Annotated in this window: 17 protein-coding genes; 6 read left to right on the top strand and 11 right to left on the bottom strand. The window is 65.7% G+C overall.

The features are described from left to right. Positions 1–243: 243 nt before the first annotated feature. Both ACZYZ3_RS06200 and ACZYZ3_RS06195 read left to right on the top strand, forming a co-directional pair. Positions 244–1,986, top strand: a complete 1,743-nt coding sequence (locus tag ACZYZ3_RS06200; RefSeq protein WP_463962946.1) for a putative bifunctional diguanylate cyclase/phosphodiesterase — start codon at positions 244–246, stop codon at positions 1,984–1,986. A gap of 145 nt (positions 1,987–2,131) precedes the next feature. After that, positions 2,132–2,389: a hypothetical protein gene (locus tag ACZYZ3_RS06195; RefSeq protein WP_463962945.1), complete on the top strand. Its 258-nt coding sequence runs from the start codon at positions 2,132–2,134 to the stop codon at positions 2,387–2,389. Positions 2,390–2,607: 218 nt separating this feature from the next. Here the strand turns inward: ACZYZ3_RS06195 and ACZYZ3_RS06190 are convergent, their stop codons facing one another. Both ACZYZ3_RS06190 and glgX read right to left on the bottom strand, forming a co-directional pair. Next, the gene (locus tag ACZYZ3_RS06190) at positions 2,608–3,213 is read right to left on the bottom strand and encodes a low molecular weight phosphatase family protein (protein ID WP_463962944.1); all 606 of its coding nucleotides are present in this window, start codon (positions 3,211–3,213) and stop codon (positions 2,608–2,610) included. A 7-nt stretch (positions 3,214–3,220) separates the two neighbouring features. Beyond that, entirely contained in the window at positions 3,221–5,383 is a 2,163-nt protein-coding gene (gene glgX / locus ACZYZ3_RS06185) for a glycogen debranching protein GlgX (RefSeq protein ID WP_463962943.1), read from the bottom strand. Between the two features lie 285 nt (positions 5,384–5,668). Between glgX and ACZYZ3_RS06180 the strand changes: the two genes are divergently transcribed. Beyond that, on the top strand, positions 5,669–5,776 hold the full coding sequence (locus tag ACZYZ3_RS06180; RefSeq protein WP_463962942.1) for a hypothetical protein: 108 nt from the start codon (positions 5,669–5,671) through the stop codon (positions 5,774–5,776). A gap of 43 nt (positions 5,777–5,819) precedes the next feature. Here the strand turns inward: ACZYZ3_RS06180 and ACZYZ3_RS06175 are convergent, their stop codons facing one another. The 6 genes from ACZYZ3_RS06175 to ACZYZ3_RS06150 form a co-directional block, all read right to left on the bottom strand. Next, a complete protein-coding gene (locus ACZYZ3_RS06175; RefSeq protein WP_463962941.1) occupies positions 5,820–7,652 on the bottom strand; it encodes a pyruvate kinase in 1,833 nt (610 codons plus the stop codon). A gap of 147 nt (positions 7,653–7,799) precedes the next feature. Continuing rightward, a complete protein-coding gene (locus ACZYZ3_RS06170) occupies positions 7,800–9,326 on the bottom strand; it encodes a CYTH and CHAD domain-containing protein (protein WP_463962940.1) in 1,527 nt (508 codons plus the stop codon). 432 nt (positions 9,327–9,758) lie between these two features. Beyond that, positions 9,759–9,932 (bottom strand): hypothetical protein, encoded by a 174-nt coding sequence (locus ACZYZ3_RS06165; protein WP_463962939.1) that lies wholly within the window; start codon positions 9,930–9,932, stop codon positions 9,759–9,761. 778 nt (positions 9,933–10,710) lie between these two features. Further along, positions 10,711–10,917: a PI-PLC domain-containing protein gene (locus tag ACZYZ3_RS06160; RefSeq protein ID WP_463962938.1), complete on the bottom strand. Its 207-nt coding sequence runs from the start codon at positions 10,915–10,917 to the stop codon at positions 10,711–10,713. Positions 10,918–10,943: 26 nt separating this feature from the next. Then, on the bottom strand, positions 10,944–11,624 hold the full coding sequence (locus tag ACZYZ3_RS06155) for a hypothetical protein (RefSeq protein WP_463962937.1): 681 nt from the start codon (positions 11,622–11,624) through the stop codon (positions 10,944–10,946). After that, positions 11,621–12,343, bottom strand: coding sequence for a dienelactone hydrolase family protein (locus ACZYZ3_RS06150; RefSeq protein ID WP_463962936.1), 723 nt, complete (start codon positions 12,341–12,343; stop codon positions 11,621–11,623). The genes ACZYZ3_RS06155 and ACZYZ3_RS06150 overlap by 4 nt, the downstream gene beginning before the upstream one ends. Positions 12,344–12,522: 179 nt before the next feature. Between ACZYZ3_RS06150 and ACZYZ3_RS06145 the strand changes: the two genes are divergently transcribed. Then, positions 12,523–13,371, top strand: coding sequence for an SDR family NAD(P)-dependent oxidoreductase (locus ACZYZ3_RS06145; RefSeq protein ID WP_463962935.1), 849 nt, complete (start codon positions 12,523–12,525; stop codon positions 13,369–13,371). Between the two features lie 19 nt (positions 13,372–13,390). Here ACZYZ3_RS06145 and ACZYZ3_RS06140 read toward each other — a convergent pair whose 3' ends face one another. Both ACZYZ3_RS06140 and ACZYZ3_RS06135 read right to left on the bottom strand, forming a co-directional pair. Beyond that, positions 13,391–14,248 (bottom strand): 3-hydroxyacyl-CoA dehydrogenase, encoded by an 858-nt coding sequence (locus tag ACZYZ3_RS06140; protein ID WP_463962934.1) that lies wholly within the window; start codon positions 14,246–14,248, stop codon positions 13,391–13,393. Between the two features lie 26 nt (positions 14,249–14,274). Further along, positions 14,275–14,907 (bottom strand): TetR/AcrR family transcriptional regulator, encoded by a 633-nt coding sequence (locus tag ACZYZ3_RS06135; protein WP_463962933.1) that lies wholly within the window; start codon positions 14,905–14,907, stop codon positions 14,275–14,277. Positions 14,908–14,974: 67 nt separating this feature from the next. On the opposite strand from ACZYZ3_RS06135, the gene ACZYZ3_RS06130 reads away from it, so the two are divergent. Beyond that, positions 14,975–17,386, top strand: coding sequence for an alpha/beta fold hydrolase (locus ACZYZ3_RS06130; protein ID WP_463962932.1), 2,412 nt, complete (start codon positions 14,975–14,977; stop codon positions 17,384–17,386). A 73-nt stretch (positions 17,387–17,459) separates the two neighbouring features. Here ACZYZ3_RS06130 and ACZYZ3_RS06125 read toward each other — a convergent pair whose 3' ends face one another. Further along, positions 17,460–17,675, bottom strand: a complete 216-nt coding sequence (locus ACZYZ3_RS06125) for a hypothetical protein (RefSeq protein ID WP_463962931.1) — start codon at positions 17,673–17,675, stop codon at positions 17,460–17,462. Positions 17,676–17,927: 252 nt separating this feature from the next. Between ACZYZ3_RS06125 and ACZYZ3_RS06120 the strand changes: the two genes are divergently transcribed. Then, positions 17,928–18,422, top strand: a complete 495-nt coding sequence (locus ACZYZ3_RS06120) for an SRPBCC family protein (protein ID WP_463962930.1) — start codon at positions 17,928–17,930, stop codon at positions 18,420–18,422. The last annotated feature ends 88 nt before the right edge of the window (positions 18,423–18,510 follow it).

Genomic DNA, 18,510 nt, shown 5'->3' with positions numbered 1-18,510 from the left:
CTGAACCTTTTATGCAGCGGCCAACCTGCATGCAACGCAATCACCACCGGCACCCACACAGCTTCACGGGTGCGGTGCCCTGGCCCACCATCCGACCTGCGGCACCACGAGCGGAAGATCGTCAGCATCCCGTGACCCCAGGCCGCATGATGGTTTCCGGTGCCACAGTCCCGCGGACCTGTTCGGGCCCAGGATGAACGCCGGGAGCACCGAACGTTCATTTCCGTCTGGTATGAACAATGCGTGAAATCCGTTCGAAGTGATACGTCGTGGCCGGGTCCTGGGGGCGTAGCCGTACTTGCTGACATTGGCGTCGAGGCACGGGTATTTCCTGCCGCAACGCTGCTGCTCGAGATCGACGCGTTGTTCCGGACGGACCGCGGCCTGCGCGCCGTCGCCATCGAAGATCCCCAGGGTCACTCACTGCTGACACGCGACCAGGTGGAGTACGCCATGTCCGGTCCCTTGGGATTCGGGCGTGAACTCAGCTCGAAGGCACAGGCCTCGGACTTGCCGGCCCTGCGATTCGAGTTGCCCGCGGATCTTGACCTTTCAAGTGCCGTGCGGATAATCCTGGAGCGTCCCGAGGAGATCCGGTATCAGGATTTCCTCGTCGTTGCCGAAGAACGCCCGCTCATCGTTCCGGTGTCGAAGGTTCTTGCCGGGCTCACCGATGTTTTCCGACATGCTGCCATGCATGACCCTCTCACCGGGCTGCCGAACAGGCGCATGCTCGAAGAGCACGCACCGGTGATGACACAGAACACCGACCGGTCACGGATCGGGATACTCTTTATCGACCTGGACGACTTCAAAGCCGTGAATGACACGTACGGGCACCGTGCCGGGGACGCGGTCCTCACCGAATGCGCCGCCCGCCTCTCCGCATGTGCGCGACCTACCGACCTGGTGGTCCGGCTCGGGGGTGATGAATTTGCCGTTCTCCTGGTAGATGCAGACGAAGCCGTGGTCCGGGACGTCGCAGCACGGATACTGACTGCGATGGACGATCCGTTTGTGTTTGAGGCCTACCGTGTCACGGCCACGGCCACCATTGGACTGGCCATGGCGAGCGAGATCCCCGATGACGATGCGCTGACGCGTCTGGATGCGCTGTTGCGCCATGCCGACGGTGCGATGTTCCGGGCCAAGCACTCCGGAAAGGCCAAAATGGGACGCATGCGCGGGGCCCTGCCGATCCCGTTCCCGTTGGACAGGCAGTCCGACATCAGGCGCAGGCTGCCGCTGGCCTTGGACGAGGGCTCAATATCCCTCCACTACCAGCCCTTGCTGGACCTAGCATCCGGCGCCCTGGACTCGGTAGAGGCCCTCATTCGCTGGTTTGACCCGGAAATAGGCCCAGTCGGCCCTGACGAATTCATCCCCATCGCGGAAGAGACCGGCGAAATACACCGCATCGGCCGGTGGGTCGCAGACCGTGCCTGCGCCCAGGCCCGCCAGTGGATCGACGACGGGACACCGCGCAAAATCGCCATAAACGTCTCACCCCGCCAGCTGGCAACCGGGGCCGTGGCCGAAGAAATCCGGGCCGCCCTGCAACGACACGGAGTGCGCTCCCGGTGGCTGGAGGTCGAATTAACCGAAGGCACCTCACTTGTCGATGTTTCCGGCGCGGCCCGCCAACTGCGGGAGCTCATCGATACCGGCGTCGGAGTCGCCCTGGACGACTACGGAACGGGTAACTCCTCTCTGGCCCTGATCCGCAAGCTGCCCATGACCGCTGTAAAAATCGACAGGTCCCTGATTGCTGACATCGACACGGACGCGTTCGCGGCCGCAGTCGTTGGTGCGCTGGTCCACGCACTGACAACACTCGGGCTGCGGACCACCGCAGAAGGCGTCGAACGGCCCAGCCAGCTTGAGGTTCTGCGCAGGCTGGGCTGCGATACCGCCCAGGGCTATTTGATCGGCCGTCCCGGACCTGCCTGCGATGTGCCCGCCGTGGGGCAGCTGATTCACACATGAACCAGGTGCGGGCCGGGAGGCGTCCGTTGGGTGCAACTCCTTCGACGAAGTCGAAGACACTCAGGATTCATGTGCGGGCAAGACGCATGTAATCAGTCGATGGCAATGTCTGTGAGAGCCAAAGAAGACAGCCGGAGGGCAAACCATGAATTTTGTTGAAGACCTAAGGGTCCAAGCCTGCACCGAGCTCATGACCGGGGACGAAATCGAGGCCTGGTACCAAGGCCTGCCATCCCACCGGGGCCCGGTCACTGAACTGGCCCCTGACGCTGGCGTGTTCTGGATCAGGGACCACCGGAGCGGCGGGCGGAAACTCCTGGACCTGGAAGATTTCGTCGTGATCCGCGTCCCCACGCAGCCGACGTCCCCGGCGAGCCATGAACCGGTGCCCATGGCAGCCTGACCCGCAGACCACCACGGACCATCGGCGAAGCTTCGCGCTGACGCCTCAAAGCCCGAAGACCTGCAGCTGGCTGGATCCACAAAGGCGCAGACGAGATGCCGTCCTGTGCCTGCAGGGAGGGCAGCGGCGGCGGCCCGGGTGGTGCACGGCGCGGCGAGGCCGCCGCGCTGTGCACCTTCCGTGACCAGCGTCCGGGATAGCGTCGGGGCCGGCACGGCCTAGTTGCCCGTGTGCTCCGCGTGCAGCGTCTGAACCCGGGCATTGATGTCGTCCCGGACCAGGCGCATGCGTTCCATGCCTTTGATGCCGCGCTCGGAGGGCTCGTCGGTACCCGAGACCTCGAGCCGCTTGCCCTCCGGGGCTTGGACCTTTGCCTCGTTGCCCAGGACGATCACGACGCCGACCGCGTCCAGCGCTTCGGCGGTATCGGGTTTGGGATGTTCCCCGGTGAGCGCCTTGACCCGTTCGCGGGTCCCGTCGCGGATGTTCCACACGGCGGCGACGGGCTGGCCGGAAGGGTCCGTGAGTTCCCAGTCCTCGTAGCGTTTGCCCGGGTAGATGGGGCAGGAGTCGCAGCAGCCCATGGTGATCACCACGTCCGAGGCGCGCTGGACATGTTCCAGTTCCACGGGCTTGAGGGGGCCCACGTGCAGCGCACTCAACACCTGCCACTGCCTTCTGGTCAGGGACAGGCGGGAGAGCGTGGAATCGAGTAGCGTCTCAAGCGACGCATCCAGCCGCTTGACCCAGAATCCGATCGGCCCGTTCACCATGCCATCGTCGCAGGAGCCTTTTCCGCTGGCCACCATCCAGAGCGTTTCCACCGGCCGGTTATTCGTCGACGGAGCGGAGGATCCAAGTGGTGTGCCCGGGTACTTCATAGACGGCGCCTGCCAGAAATCTTGTCGGCGCCGGACCGTTCCAGCTTGTCAGGGCGGCCTCCCACTCCGCGGGAAAGTGCTCCTTCGGCATTCGGTGCGGCACAGCGTGGGACGACGCGTTGAAGATGACAAGAAAGTCGTTTTCGGGTTCGTTCCGGCGGGTCCGCACCCCGTTGCCGCTCAGGTAGCACGCAAGGGACTTCCCCCAGGACTGGTCCCACTGGTTTCCCGCCCGGGGTGTTCCGTCGGCGTTAAGCCACAGGATGTCAGGCAGCATGAGGCCCTCGGCCGGGGCAACCGGCCTCCCGTCGAAGTAGGTTCGGCGCCGGAACACAGGGTAGTCCCGGCGCAGCCTGACGACCTTCGAGGTGAACTGGATCAAGTCCTCGTCGGCGGAAGCCCAATTGATCCACGAGATCTCGTTGTCTTGGCAGTAGGCGTTGTTGTTGCCTCCCTGGGAGTGTCCCAGTTCGTCGCCGTGGCGCAGCATGGGGACTCCCTGTGCGAGGACGCAGGTGATCATGAGGTTGCGCATTTGGCGTGCGCGGAGGGTGTTGACCAATGGGTCCGTGGCGGGTCCCTCCGTGCCGCAGTTCCAGGATCGGTTGGTGGCCTCGCCGTCACGGTCGTTCTCGCCGTTCGCCGAGTTGTGCTTGCGGTCGTAGGAGACGAGGTCCCGCAGCGTGAAGCCGTCGTGGGCCGTGACAAAGTTGACGGACGCACTTGGCTGGCGGCCGTCGTCCTGGTAGAGGTCGGCGGAACCTGTGAAGCGGTTCGCGAGCTCGGCCGTGAGACCCGGTTGACCGCGCCAGAAGTCGCGGACGACGTCCCGGAATTTGCCGTTCCATTCCACCCACTGGGGGGGAAAGTTGCCGAGCTGGTAGCCTTCCGGGCCAAGGTCCCACGGCTCGGCGATGAGCTTCACTCCGTCAAACACCGGGTTGGAGTCGACCAATTCAAAGAATGCGGACAGCATGTCGACCCGGTCCGAGGCCCGAGCCAGCGCAGGGGCGAGATCGAAGCGGAATCCATCGACGTGCATTTCCTCCACCCAGTAGTGGAGCGAGTCCATGACCATGCGCAGGACCGTGGGCGAGCCCACATTGAGGGTGTTGCTGGTGCCGGTGTAGTCCACGTAGTTGGCCTCGTCGCCGGGGACCAGGTGGTAGTAGGCGCCGTTGTCGATTCCGCGGAAGCAGAGGTTGGGCCCGTCGGCTCCGCCTTCACCGGAGTGGTTGTAAACGACGTCGAGGATCACCTCGATGCCGGCACGGTGGAGGGATTTGACCATGTCCTTGAACTCGGTGACCTGCCCTCCGGACCGCGGCACCCCGCCGGGCGTCTCCCCGGCCGCAGTGCCGTCGCCGGCATTGCCGTCGGTCTCACCCGCTCCGCAGGCCGCGGCGTAGGCGTTGTGGGGTGCGAAATAGCCGATCGGGTTGTAGCCCCAGTAGTTGGGTCTGCCATCGCGGGGCTCGTCTTTGATGAACTGCTGGACGGGAAGTAGCTCCACCGCAGTTACGCCGATCCGTTTGAGGTGCGCGATGACGGACGGATGCCCTAGCCCCGCGTAGGTTCCGCGCTGGGCGGCGGGAACGTCCGGGTGCAGCCTGGTTAGGCCTTTGACGTGGGCCTCGTAGATGATTGTCCGGTTCAAGGCAGTTGCGGGGCGGGTGTCCGTTCCCCAGTCGTAGGCGGTGTCGACCAGGACGGATGCGAAGGTATGGCGCCGGCTGTCCGCCGTGTTGGGCTTGGACGGGTTGTTGAGGTCGAAGGCATACAGTTCGGGTCCCCAGCGGAGCCGGCCGTCGATGGCCTTGGCGTACGGGTCCAGCAGGAACTTGTTCGGATTGTGGCGCAGACCCCGGGCAGGGTCCCAGGGCCCGTCGACGCGGTAGCCGTAGCGCTGACCTGCGAAGATCCCTGGCACGTGCGCCGTCCAGAATCCGTCGTCCCCTGCCATGGGGTAGCGGGTTTCGACCCCGGAGTCGTCCACCAGGCACAAGTCGACTGCGGCCGCCGAGGTGGAGATCAGAGCGAAGTCCGCGCCCCCTGCTGTCAGCGTCGCGCCGAGGGCCGCGGCAGGGCGTTGGAGATCAGGGTCGGCTTCCACGGGGCCATGCTACTTGGCGAAGGTGAACGTCACGGGTGCCCCAGCTCGTTTCTGGAGCGTATCGGGTTAACATCATGTCCCCGGTGACCGGGCGCTGCAGGGTGTCTCGATTGTGACGTCGTATGCGCGGGGTTGATTGACGCCGGGTCAGCCCCGAGTGACACTGGCGTGGTGAGCGAATCGGAAAAAGCACCGTTGTCCGCGCGGTAGTCGACCGGCTGTCAGCCCGTTTTCCGGAGGCGCCCCGGCCGCATATCGCAGGTCGTCGGAGAAGAGTACGAGTCCTTGGCCGGAGGACGAATCAGGAGTTACATTCCCACCCTGGTTGAGCAAGAAGCGAGGAGCCGGCTGCAACGGGATTTTTCCTTCGAGTCCTCTGACAGCCACCTTTAGGCTTCGACCCGCTTCAGCCCGGTGACGTCGGAGCGGCCAGGTTTCAGCGGTCCCAGGCCCGGAGACGCCTCAGCATGCTGCGCTTTTTCCGGGTGTGGTCCTTCATGCGGCCCAGGATGTCCGAGAGCATGCTGATGGCCTCGTTGATGAACGGGCCCTTGTTGAGCATGACGCATTCGGCGCGCTGGGCCATCGCGGCGTCGGTCACCTCAGCGCGCGAGGGCAGACCCGTCCGGGCCAGGGTGTCCAGGACCTGGGTCGCCCAGATCACCGGGACGTGGGCGGCTTCGCAGAGCCAGAGAATTTCCTCCTGGACCTCTGCCAGCCGTTCGAAGCCTGCCTCCACGGCGAGGTCTCCGCGGGCGATCATGACGCCGACATCGGCCCACTTCATGAGTTCAAGGACGATCTCGGGCAGCGCTTCGAACGCGGCCACCGTCTCGATCTTGAGCATGATGTCCAGGTCCCGGTTCCGCACCGGATCGAGGTGGGTCAGGAGGTCACGGACGTCGGCTTCGCTGCGGACAAAGGACATGCTGACGATGTCGGCAAGTTCCTTGACGTGTTCGAGGTCGGCGAGGTCCTGATCTGTCAGCGCCGGGACGCTGAGCCGGGTGTCGGGGAGGTTGATGCCTTTTTCGGCCCGGAGCCGTGAACCCCGTGGAGCGGCGGCGACAATCTCAGCCGTCAGTTCTCCCGCCCGGACCCCGGTGATCACCCCGCCGATCTTGCCGTCGTCGAACCAGATCCTTTCCCCGGGGTTCACATCGGTGAAGACGCCGGGGAGGGTGCAGCCTATCCGGTGGGTGCCGACGGTGTTGCTGTCAGTGGGGGTGAGGTCACTGCTCAGGATGATTGTGTCGCCGCGGCGGATCATGAGGCTCTCCTCCAGTGCCGGCAGGTCTCCAACAAGGGTGGACGACGCTGTGTGGTGGTGGGACTTCTTTTCGGACTGGTCCTGCGGGGCGACGGTGAGTCCGGTTCCGGGGATGAAGTAGCTCGTGTCGTGAAGGGCTGCCAGGCACCCGTCCGGACCTGCCTGGTCAACGACGAGGGTACGGCGGGCTCCACGAGCATCCTTGAAGCTGATCGTTTGGCCGTCCTGCAGGGCCGCTGTCCAGTTCTTGTCCTGGAGAGGAATTACAGGGAGCGCGGTGCCCGTCTCGGGCCGGGTTCCAAGCCACACGCGGGCCGGCGCGGTCACTGTACCGGTTTCGTTGCGCACCGGCTTCACGCGGAGGACGCGCGGTCCCGGGCGGATGGGGCCCGTGCGCAGCTTGGGCCCGGCGAGGTCCATGGAGACCAGGCAGCGCCTGCCCGTGAATTCTTCTGCGGCACGGATATTGTCGATCATCTGCCGCCAGGTCTGGGGGGTGTCGTGCGCGCAGTTGATACGCGCAAGGTCCATGCCCCGTTCGATCATGCCGCGGGCGATGTCGGGGTCCGTGGATGCTTCGCTGGGCAGTGTGACCATGATCCTTGTGCCGCGTTCTTCCGGCTCCGGTCCCAGCAGGTTCACTGCGTTCCGGGCGAGTATCTCTTCATGGTCGATGGGATCCGTCTGAGCGTCCGGTTGGCCGTCCGCGGATACCAGCCGCGCCAGAGTCCGGGCCACGGTGTCGACACTGGGCAGGACTCTCGGTTCAGTGCGTCCCAGCGAGGAGAGTCCGTGCTTTGCCAGTCCGGATTGGAGGTCACGGATGTCATGGCGACGCAGCTCCGTGTAGTGGATGAGGTTCCGCGCGCTGTTGCGGTGTCGGGGTAGCACGGCCGCAATCCTGTCAGTGTGCCGAATTTCGGCGTGCCGGAGCGTACGCCGTAGCCGGTTCACGTCCTCCAGCAGGGCACGCAGTTCCTGGACCTCAGCTTCAGTCACAGCTGTCCTTTCCGGCCCCGCCTTCGGGCACAGTGAGCGGGGGAACAAACCCTGCTATCTCGGCTGGCTGCCGGGCAAGGGGTCCGCCCCGGCAACGCTACCCATCCCGGATGTCCGTCTGGTGAATCCGGTACGAGCAGCCGATGACTATTTCCCGTGAAGGGCCTTCGGCGGTGACTTTTGCCATGCGGTCAAGAACCGGGTGCGCGCTTCGGCCCCGCGGTGTTGCTCCAGCGCGTGGAGCCGCCCGTAGGTGAATCCCGCTCCCCCGCCGCCCTCAGAGGGCACGGCTGCGAGTGACCGGAGTTTTTCCCTGATGACGACGCTGTCCTGGTGGTCACCCAGAATCGTCTGGACTTCTTCCGCGGTGCGGGCAAGCCTAACGGCCCGCTTTCCGAAAATGGGGACGGCCGCTTCTGCCGCGTACCGGAGACGCTTGGCGCTCTTGCGTACCTCATGAAGCGCCGGGTTGGTGGCAGACTCGTCACTGGAAACGCTGTAGAGGCTCTTCACCGCTTCGTTCAGGCGCTTCCGCTCTGCGTTGACGAGCCGCCCTACAGTCCCCGGCGCCTTCTTATGGGCTGGTTCCGACAGCGGAGGGGCAGCCAGGAAGCCGTCAAGTGCGTCAAGAAGCCGGAAATACCGGTCACTTTCCATTGCAGCCAGGCCGTCGGCGAGGGCCGCCTCGTATTCGGCCGCGAGCTTGTCCATGAGGTGGTCTTCTACCGGTCCAATGACCAGATCCGGGGGTTCGGCCCCAATCAGCTCCGTCAAGTGCATCCGCATGACTTCAAGGTCCCGGGCCGTTCCCACCGTCCCGGCGAGCCATTGAAGTTCCTCCCGCAGGAGCTGGGCCGTCCCCCTGTCTGTCAGCTTGCGGAAGCTTGCCAGCACGGACCGCATCCGGCGTGCCGCCACCCGGAGCTGGTGTACGGCGTCCGGGGCTCCTTCCCGGACCCCGGGGTCATGCGTCTTCAGTGCCTCGACCTGCTCGTGCAGGTAGGAAAGAAGCAGCGAAGACGCCGGCCCCTTACGTCGCGGGCGAGGTGGTGAGGGGCTGTCCGCCGGGTACCGGGCGCCAAGGGCGCGGGCCAGTTTGGAGGGAAGCTCAGCCGGTTGGTGGCCCTGCAGCGCGATCACCGTATCGGCGGCGTCCAACAGCTTCCGATGCCCGTCGACGAGTTCGATTTCCCATTCCCTCCAGGCGGCACTTTCGCCCGGTTCCAGAAGGAGCCGGGATTCCACGCGGTCGTCGCTGAATTCGGCCAGGACCGTTCCGTCGGCGGAAATGAGGGGAATCGCCGTGCGACGGGTTTTCAGGTGTGCGACCGCCACCAGATCCTGATTCCGGGTATGGGCCAGCACCAGGGCCTTCAACCGGGGCGGCACCGAGTCCGGGTCCTGATTCAACGGCTCCGTGATTTCGCGGCGCTCGCCCGCGGTCACAGGCAGTTTCAAGTGCCACCCGGCGTCGTTACCCCCGGTACGCCTGCGCATAGTGATCCGGCGGGCAGCAAGCGCCAGTGTCGCCGTGTCGAAGTACACAGCATCAAGTTTCTGATCCGCTGCCGCCCCAACGCGTTCCACTCCCGCGATCGATCTGAAGGCCGGCAGCTCATCGGATTCGCCGACGTCGAATTTTCTCTCCACTTCCAGTTTCTCAGTCCCGGGCATGCTTCATGGTAGGCCAACCTTGAGTTCCCGGGGGCGTGCCCAAAGTCCCCCAAAGACTGTCAACGCCGACGGTGGGACATTCGCCGATGTCCGGTGGGGCGAGGCCGGGACGGCTTGCGAGGACGTAATCCACGGCCGCGGGCCCTGTCATCCGAAGTCCTGGCCGGACGTAGTGCCGGTTAATGCGGCGCCGTTCGTTGAGACCCAGGCCGGACATCGCCGCCCAGAATTCCCCGCAAGGTCTGGGGCGGACGCAGTGAAGCACGCACCAACTGATGTACACCCCGTAAATCTCGTCCTCTGTGAGCCCACGATCACCCGCGACATCTGCGGCAATACAGTCGGACATGAAGCGTGCGAAATCCCCGGACGTCATGGATCTTCGCTCCTATTCTTTTTGACCCAACAGGCCATTCAGAGACTCGTCTTGATCTAGCCAGCGCGCCGCCGCAGCATGCACATCGGCTGTGTGCCGGCTGCCAGGGACAGGGTCGCCTGAATGGTCCGGGTATTTCCGACAGGCCTCGGCCGCGCATCCTCGGACTCGCGCCCAAGGTCCGCTCTCAGGTACTCATACGTTGCGCCGTCGAGCTTGAACGATGGCATGCCGCCAGCGTAGCCAAGACAGCTCAACGCCATGAGAACATCAGGGGAAATCAAGAAGAACCGCTCTGCGAGTCCGAAGGGAAACAGCGCAGACCCCGAAACTTCACCGGGAGCGGACGGTCCTGCGGTGAGAGCCTGATCTTTGCCCGGGGAAGGCGGGTCCGCAGCGCGCCCGGCCGAATGGTGAACCGCAGCGGGGACGCCATGCGGAGCGCCTCCCCGTCGATGCCGACGTCGATCGGCCCACCCGAGCCCACCTCAACCCTCAAGGGCTCCCAGGTGACGAAGCCGGGAAAACTCTCCGGGTGACCGAGGGGCGCCGTCACCCGGCGCAGAGCTTCTGCTGCATCGTCCGGGCGCTTGACGGCGATCACCCCGAGGTGGCCGCCGTCGAGTCGTAGCCGGTTGGCGAGGGTGGCGGGCGTGCGGCCATACGGGCCCCCGGTTCCGAGAAAATCCCGTCACTCAGGGGAAGGATGTCGCGAGAACTGCTCACTACCCCACCGTGCGGGCTGTGCTCGGCGACCCGGACCAACTCCTTTCGTACACCTACGTCCCTGACATCGGCGAAGGCCCGCCGGCACCGGAATGGCTACCGGGCAGGGCTACCTCCCCGGTAGCCCCTCGATCCGATCCAGGGACCGGACCGTCTGGCGTGAGACCTCGTACCCGGTACGGAGCAGCCGTAAAGCGTCCCGTGGATGGTGTTATCGCGCGGCTGGGCTTTGAGGAACTGTTCCAGAGCGGTGAGGCCGTCGCTCCTTGCTGTAATGGGTCATCAGGGCCGGGTGCTTGCCAGTTCCCGCTTGATCGCAGCGTAGGTGCTTTCGCCGTCGCTCTTGATATCAATCAGCAGCTGCAGACTGCCGTCCCAGCCCGGATAGACGCTGTGGCCTTCCTGCTGGACGACTTCGTCCAGCAGATCCAGGTAGAGGCTCTCCAGCGTCTTCCCGGGCTGCGCGTTCTCCCGGTCATGCGCGGCCACGGCACCGCGCACGGTCCCGCAGCCGCTCAGGCGCTTTGTGACCCGGCCCGGCGTCGAAGATTCGAGAACTGACGGGTCTGCATGACCCAGTGGGAGGGCTCCAGCAGCAAAATACTCAGAATAGGCTGCAGCCATGTCGGCCGGAATGACCAGTACCCGCTGACGACCAGCCGGGTGCGCCCGCCTGCCGCGTCCTTCAGCTCGAATCCCCACAGCGAGTCAGTGAAGTACCGGGGCCGCCGTCCCGCCGGATCGAAAGGGCGGCCCCGCAGATCAAGCGACATGCGCAGGCCCAGGAACCGCTCCGGATCCAGCGCCGCGACCTCCCACCACTGGCTGCCGTCCGGCGTGCCCGCCAGATGGTCGCCCACAGCGATGTCCTGCCATTCGGGGTGAATCGTCCAGGTGCTGGCGCGCCCGAAGTTATCCAGCCGGTCCCAGCTGTACCACCCGGCCCGGTCGGTCCCCATCTGCACCAGCCAGGCCCACACGTGCGGGCGGGGCGCGTCAATCGTCGCGGCCATGGTTGCGCTGCGGGTGCCGCCCGGGATGAGCCGGTCCCCCGGATAGGCCCCGTGCGCTTCCTCTGCGGTGGCTCCGGCACGCAGCAGGCGCGGCCGCACAATTGCCAGGTAAACGGTCACCAGACCCGCTGCAGCGGCAACGGCTCCGGCCTGGGACGCCCGATTTTGTGCGCGGTGTGTCATCGTATTTCCCCTTCAGGGCTCAGGTGCTGCCGGAAGAAAACGAGGATGCGCCGGCGCGCGTCCTGGGCGGAGGGCTCGTGATAGCTTGCCGCCACCAGTTTCGCGAGCAAGGTGTCCCCGAAGCTCAGATCCGACGGGCCGTGCTGGTTGAGGAAGCCATGGCCCGCACCGGGGTAGACCTTAATGTCATGGTCCACCCCGGCGGCGGCGAGCAGCGGCTCCAGCCGGGCAGGCACCTTGCGGACCCCTGGCCAGCGGTCCTTGGCGCCGTAGCTGCCAACGATCGGGCAGGCGCGGGGCATCGCCCGGGCCGTGGCGCCGTCGAGTCCCCCGTAGTTCACGCTGGCCGCGGCGAAGCCATGATCGGGGGCCAGCATGAGGGCAAAGCCGCCGCCCATGCAGAATCCGATGACCCCGATCCGGCCGGTGCAGTCGTCGCGCCCGGCCAGCCACGCGCGGGTGCGGTCCAGGTCACCGAGCGGGCGCCAGCCGCGGATCAGGGACCAGAGGCACACCGCCCTGCTGCCCCAGTAGAACAGGTCCGGTGCCACCGCCAGGTATCCCTCCCCGGCCAGCCAGTCCGCCTGCCCGCGGGTGTCGCGGCTCAGGCCGAGCGCGTCATGGATAACGACGACGCCGGGCCACGGTCCCGCGCCGGCCGGTACCGCAACGTAGGCCGGCATTTGTCCGCGTTCAGTGCCAATAGCCACCTCTGTCATGCCGGCCTCCCGGGACGGTCCAATACGTCATGAAGCGGCTTTCGGTCTAGCAGTGCGGCAGCAGCCGCGGGAAGAGTCGTTGGCCCCGTCAGCTGCATTCCATCCCGGGCAGCGCCCGAGGACCTGGAATCGGGGACGGGACTCTTGCTCCCCCGGTCCGTTGCGGGTAGGAGAGAGGCATGGGATCCCACCGAGACGTCCTCCGCGGACGCGTGGCGGTCGTGACTGGCTCGACACGCGGACTGGGGTTTGCCATGGCCCGGCTGCTGGGGCAGCAGGGCGCGACGGTCGTGGTGGCGTCCAGGTCCGTCGACGACGTCGCGGCCGCCGTCGAGCGGCTGCACACGGAAGGGATCGCGGCGTCCGGACGCCGTTGCGATACGGGCGAGCTGGCCGACGTCGAGGCCCTGCGCGATGAGGCCCTCAGCCGCGGGACGCTCGACATCTGGGTCAACAACGCCGGAACCTCGGGTGTCTTCGGACCTACGGCGTCAACCCCCGTGGACGACTTCACGCGCGTGGTCCGCACGAACATCCTCGGCACGTTCCACGGCTCAAGGGTTGCGTTGCCGGTGTTCCTCGGTCAAGGCCACGGCGACCTTGTCAACGTTTACGGCCAAGGCGATCAGGGGCCGGTGGCGCTGCAAAACGCGTATGCGTCGAGCAAGCGCTGGGTCCGCCAGTTCACTGAGACGTTGCGGCGGGAGACCCGGGGCACCGGTGCCCGGGTCCATGGCATGAACCCGGGCCTGGTGACGACGGACATGCTGGGGCACGTCACGTCCCAGCCCGGGTACGAGAATCGACTGGGCGGGCTGCAGATTGTCGTCGGCCTTTGGGGGCAGAGCCCTGACGACGCCGTGCGCCCCCTCCTGGACCTCGTGACCTCCGATGCCGCCGAGTTCCGTTACCTGACCAAGAGGACCATGGTGACCCGTGGGTTACGCAACGTGCTGGCCGGCCGCCTCCGTCGGGCCAACCGTATGCCTCTGGACGTGACGGTCGTGGACGGGTGCGGCCAGCGTTGAATGGATCGACCGAACGGGTTCAGTAGGTGTAGAAGCCTTCGCCGGAGGCGACGCCGAGCTTGCCCTTGTCGATGTAGTTCTCCTTCAGGTGCTTGGCGAATGCTTGAGATCCGGCGTCCGGTGAGGACGAGGAGATGTTGTACGCGGTTCCCAGGCCAACGACGTCGTAGATCTGGAACGGTCCGGTCGGCGCACCGGTGGCAATGCGCCATGTTTTGTCGATCGTTTCCGGGGTGGCGATGCCCTGCAGCAGCAGGCCGGCGGCCGCGTTCAGGAGCGGCACCAGAAGCGAGTTCAGGACGTAGCCCGCTTTCTCCTTCTTAATCTCGATCGGCTCCAGCCCGCTGTTTCGGGCAAACTCGACGACGGCGTCGAACACCGTCGGATCGGTCTCGGCCGTGCCCATCACCTCGGCGATGTTCTGCGCCCAGATGTTGTTGGCGTAATGGATGGCGAGGAAACGATCGGGGCGGCCGGTGAAATCCTTGAGGTCGCTGGGCAGCAGAGTCGACGAGTTCGTGGCGAAGATGGTCCTGGCGGGCGCCAGATCCGCGAGCCTGCGGTAGACGTCCCGCTTGAGCTCAATCAGTTCGGGCACGGCCTCGATCACGAGGTCTGCGTTGGCGACGGCGTCCGCGAGGTCAGCGGTGAGGCGGAGGTTCTCAAGGGCTGCCTCAGCTTTACCTTCCGAAGCGCCGGCCACCTTCTCTGCCTGGTAGATGCCGGCGAGCTGTGCGAAGCGGGCCTGGGCCTTCGTGAGGACCTCATCGTTGATGTCATACGCCGTCACGGCGAATCCGTGGAAGGCAGCCTGGTAGGCGATTTGCGATCCGAGCACTCCGGTGCCGAGCACGGTCACCGTTTTGATTTGGGGCATTGGAGTTCTTCCTTTCGACGCAGGCGTTACCTGCGGCCGGGGTTGACGGACCCGTAGATACTGCGGATCCAGATGGTTGATAACACGTCCAGGGCGCGGGACTCCGCCACGGCGGGACTCTCCTGGTTGAGGACCGCCGTGATCACCCGCTCGTTCATCAGGTTGAGGCTTACTGCCAGGTCGTGGGCGTCGATTCCCCCCGGCGCGGCCCCCCGAGCTTGCTCGGACTCGATCACGCCGGTCGAGAAATCGGCCCATGACTGCATCGACTTGGACCAGAGCGCACGCACCTCATCGTTGCGGGCGCGCGCTGCGATCGCCGCGCCCGAGACGCCGCGGTGGGACACGAACACCTCGACGAACATGCCAATGGCACGTGTCCAGGACCCTGCAGGATCACTTTCGAACTCCTGCGGCAATTCGGCGATCCGGTGTTCCACCTCGGTGATCACGCGGTCCAGAAGAGCCAGCAGCACCGCGTCTTTGGACGAAAAGTAGAAGTAGAAGGTGGGGCGCGAGATACCGGCGCCCCGGGCCAGATCCTCGATCGATATGTCGTCGAAGGCCCGCTGGCCAAGAAGCGCCTCGGCCGTGACGAGAATCGCGTCCTGGCGTTCATCCCCGGATACCCGTGCGGTACGTCGTCCTCGTTGGGCCATATGCCAATCCTAGCCTGCTCTCGACGCGGTGTTGACTCTCTCAACCTCCTGTCGATAACTTTGCTTCATGAGCGAACACGTTGATGTGTTGATTGTCGGCGCCGGGCTGAGCGGCGTAGGTTTCGCCAGCCGGCTGAAGCGCGACGTACCCGGGAAGACCTTCACGATCCTCGAGTCCCGGGGCGCGGTGGGAGGCACCTGGGATCTTTTCCGATACCCGGGCATCCGCTCCGACAGCGACATGTACACCCTCGGCTACTCCTTCCGGCCCTGGGCCGGCGCCAAGGCCATAGCCGACGGCGATTCGATCCGCGAATACATCGAGGCGACGGTCGCAGACGAGGAACTCGGATCGCGGATCCGGCTGCACCACCGGGTCGAATCGGCCAAGTGGTCCAGCGACACCGCACTGTGGACCGTCACGGCCGTCCTCATGGACGCGGGCGAATACCGTCGGGCCGATCCGGCGTCGCCCGCCGGCCGGGCGGTGACATTTACCTGCTCGTTCTTGTCCGTCTGTTCGGGTTATTTCCGTTATGACGAAGGGTTTACCCCTGTCATCGAAGGGGCCGACACTTTCGCGGGATCTATCGTCCACCCGCAGCACTGGCCTGCTGATCTCGATTACAAGGGCAAGCAGGTGGTAATCATCGGCAGCGGGGCCACCGCAGTGACACTCGTGCCGGCCATGGCGGGCTCGGCAGCCAAGGTCACCATGCTGCAGCGCTCCCCCACCTACATCGCCCCCGTGCCGTCCCGGGACCACTTGGCCGACCGTCTGCGGGGCAAGCTGCCCTCGCAACTGGCATACGACGTCGTCCGGGCAAAAAACATCCTCTTTTCGATGCTGACGTACCAGCTCAGCCGGCGGCGGCCGGAAACGATGAAGGCAATCCTCCGCAAGGCAGCCATCGCCAAACTTCCGGAGGGCTTTGCAGTCGACACGCACCTGGCCCCGACGTATCAGCCGTGGGACCAGCGGCTCTGCGCGATCCCCAACGGCGACCTCTACCGCGCCCTCAGCGCGGGCACTGCCGAGATCGCGACCGACAGGATCTCGCGGATCACCCCGAGCGGGCTTGACCTGGTCTCGGGGAGATCCATCCCGGCGGACGTGATCGTCACGGCGACAGGACTGAACCTGCTCGTGCTTGGCGGTGTGACTCTCACGGTCGACGGCGAGCCGGTGGACGTGGGCAGGACCTTGACCTACAAGGGCATGATGCTCGACGGCGTGCCCAATTTTGCGCTCACCGTCGGCTACACGAACGCCTCGTGGACCCTGAAGGCGGATCTGGTCGCAGGCTACATCTGCAGGGTGCTGAAGTACCTCGACCGTCGGAACCTGCAATGGGTCGCGCCCCAGGCTCCCGCCGACGTCGCAAACGGCGAGCTGACGTCCCTGATTGACCTGAAGGCGGGCTACATCCTTCGCGACGCCGGGACCCTGCCCCGGCAGGGCACTGGCTCACCATGGCGGCTGCACCAGAACTATGTGCGCGACTTCGCCCTGCTCAGGGCCGGCAGGCTGACGGACCACGTTCGTTTCGGCCGGCGCGGGCAGCCGGTGACAGCGCCTGGACGGCGAAACCCGGAGCCGCGCCAGGATCCTCTCGACCTCCCGGGGACAGGACACATCACCGTCGCGGGCACGCGCCTGCGCTACCGGAAGACCGGCGCCGGGGACCCAGTGCTTCTCCTGCACGGCATCGGCCAGAGCCTCGATGACTGGAGCGAGCAGCACGAACGTCTCTCGGCCCGCCGCACCGTTTACAGTGTGGACCTGCCCGGCTTCGCGTACTCCGACCGGCTCTCCGGACCGGCGACCTTGGCGAAGCTCGCTGACGTCCTGCCCGCCTTCCTCGACGCCCTTGGGGTGCACCAGCCGCTCCCCGTCATCGGCAACTCGCTCGGAGGCGCCGTCGCCATGAAGTTCGCTGCTGGCCATCCGCACCGCGTCTCCGCCCTGGTTCTGGCCAACAGCGCCGGATTCGGCCAGGACGTTGCACTGGTGCTGCGCCTGCTCACGGTCCGGCCGCTCGCTGCCCTGCTTATGCGTCCGGACGAGGCAGCTTCACGCCGGACCGTCCAGTCTGTCTTCTACAACAAGGCGCTGGTGACCGATGCCCGCGTCAACCATGCGTTCGCCCTGTCACAACGGGCCGCCCACCGCCAGACAGTCCTCGACATCGCCCGCGATCTCGGAACGATCGTCGGTATCAGGGCTGAATGGCGCACGGCCCTCGTTGAGGCCCTGGCGCAGTCGGACGTTCCAACGCTCGTGGTGTGGGGCGACCACGACCACATCCTCCCGTTCAGCCATCTCGGGGCAGCGGCCGCGGCGTTGCCACGCGCCGAGTCGCACGTCTTTTCGGATACGGGGCACATGCCCCAGATCGAGCGGCCTGATGAGTTCGCCGCGGTTGTGGAAGAGTTCCTCTCCCGGGCCATGGCGGGCCGCCAGACGGCAGGCATCTGATCCGGGACAGGCGAAAGGCGCATCTCTGACATGGAGGTGCGCCCTTCGTCTGACCCTGCGACGCCGAGGCTGTTCAGGCGTTCGAGACCTCGGTCGCCTTCGACCGGATGAACTCATGATCCTCCTGGGATATGACCGTCTCGCCGTGCTGCCCACTGGCAAGATCCTCGCCCGCCGCCTTGGAGACAACTGCGGTGATGGTCCGGGGAAGAATCTGGCAGCCGGGGTTGTCAATGAACCACTTACGCGTGGCAGGGTCCAGTCGGTCCCAATGGTCCTTAATGTGCATCTGGCGATGCCGCCTTCCTTCTCAGTGTGCGGTTCGGGGTGGAACATGGCGTGCTGCGAGGGAAAGCGGTGCTCCCCCAGCCCCTCAAGCTAGCGTCGTGCCAAGCAGGAAGACTAGGGCCATAATCCCCCCATTCAAGGAGGCCGGCCTAGCAATAGACTTCAAGTTCTCGGCGGAAAATTATTCCAAGCAAAATCATACTCAGAGGCCGGCGCGGAGGTCCACGGCCGGGCGACAGCCCAGGGGGCACAGATGCTGGTAATCGAATCGACGGTCGACGTCGTGGGATTGACGGGCCGTGACGTCACCGACTTCATGGTGGCCTGCACCGACGAGCAGTACCGTAGCTGGTGGCCGGGCACCCACCTCCAGCTCCACGTGCTGGGGCGGCCCACCGGCGGGGTGGGTGACGTGGTGGTGATGGACGAGTTTATTGGCCGGCGCCGGCTCCGTCTGCGCGGAGCCGTGGAGGCGGTCGAGCCGGGCCGCAGGCTGGTGTGGCGGTTCCGCAAGCTCGTGCCTCTCCCGGCGCGTCTGTCGCTGGAGCTCACCCCGGTACGCGGCGGGGTGTCGGTGCGCCACACGATCACCGCCGGGTGGCCGGGAATCGGCCGCGCGCTTGACCCGCTGCTGCGGCTGTACTTCACGCCCCGGTTCACTGCGGACCTGGATGCCCACGTGCGCACGGAGTTCCCATTGCTGCGGGACTATCTCCGGCCCGGTTCCGCATCCCGCACTGACAACTGACGGCCAGCCCCGGCCGGTCCCCCTGGCCGCCGCGCCATCGGCCGGTTCACCGGTTACGACGACGGCGGCCTCGCCGGCCGGGGCTGCT

This window comes from Pseudarthrobacter linnaei (assembly GCF_055412825.1).
The sequence above is the reverse complement of the archived record's forward strand: the minus strand, read 5'-3'. Positions and strand labels throughout refer to the sequence as shown.

Excerpts from the sequence above, each read along its gene's own strand:
- ACZYZ3_RS06195 (WP_463962945.1), top strand. The coding sequence starts at position 2,132 with ATGAATTTTGTTGAAGACCTAAGGGTCCAAGCCTGCACCGAGCTCATG.
- ACZYZ3_RS06120 (WP_463962930.1), top strand. The coding sequence starts at position 17,928 with ATGCTGGTAATCGAATCGACGGTCGACGTCGTGGGATTGACGGGCCGT.
- ACZYZ3_RS06130 (WP_463962932.1), top strand. The coding sequence starts at position 14,975 with ATGAGCGAACACGTTGATGTGTTGATTGTCGGCGCCGGGCTGAGCGGC.
- ACZYZ3_RS06150 (WP_463962936.1), bottom strand. The coding sequence starts at position 12,343 with ATGACAGAGGTGGCTATTGGCACTGAACGCGGACAAATGCCGGCCTAC.
- ACZYZ3_RS06125 (WP_463962931.1), bottom strand. The coding sequence starts at position 17,675 with ATGCACATTAAGGACCATTGGGACCGACTGGACCCTGCCACGCGTAAG.
- ACZYZ3_RS06170 (WP_463962940.1), bottom strand. The coding sequence starts at position 9,326 with ATGCCCGGGACTGAGAAACTGGAAGTGGAGAGAAAATTCGACGTCGGC.
- ACZYZ3_RS06165 (WP_463962939.1), bottom strand. The coding sequence starts at position 9,932 with ATGCCATCGTTCAAGCTCGACGGCGCAACGTATGAGTACCTGAGAGCG.
- ACZYZ3_RS06155 (WP_463962937.1), bottom strand. The coding sequence starts at position 11,624 with ATGACACACCGCGCACAAAATCGGGCGTCCCAGGCCGGAGCCGTTGCC.
- ACZYZ3_RS06135 (WP_463962933.1), bottom strand. The coding sequence starts at position 14,907 with ATGGCCCAACGAGGACGACGTACCGCACGGGTATCCGGGGATGAACGC.
- ACZYZ3_RS06140 (WP_463962934.1), bottom strand. The coding sequence starts at position 14,248 with ATGCCCCAAATCAAAACGGTGACCGTGCTCGGCACCGGAGTGCTCGGA.
- ACZYZ3_RS06145 (WP_463962935.1), top strand. The coding sequence starts at position 12,523 with ATGGGATCCCACCGAGACGTCCTCCGCGGACGCGTGGCGGTCGTGACT.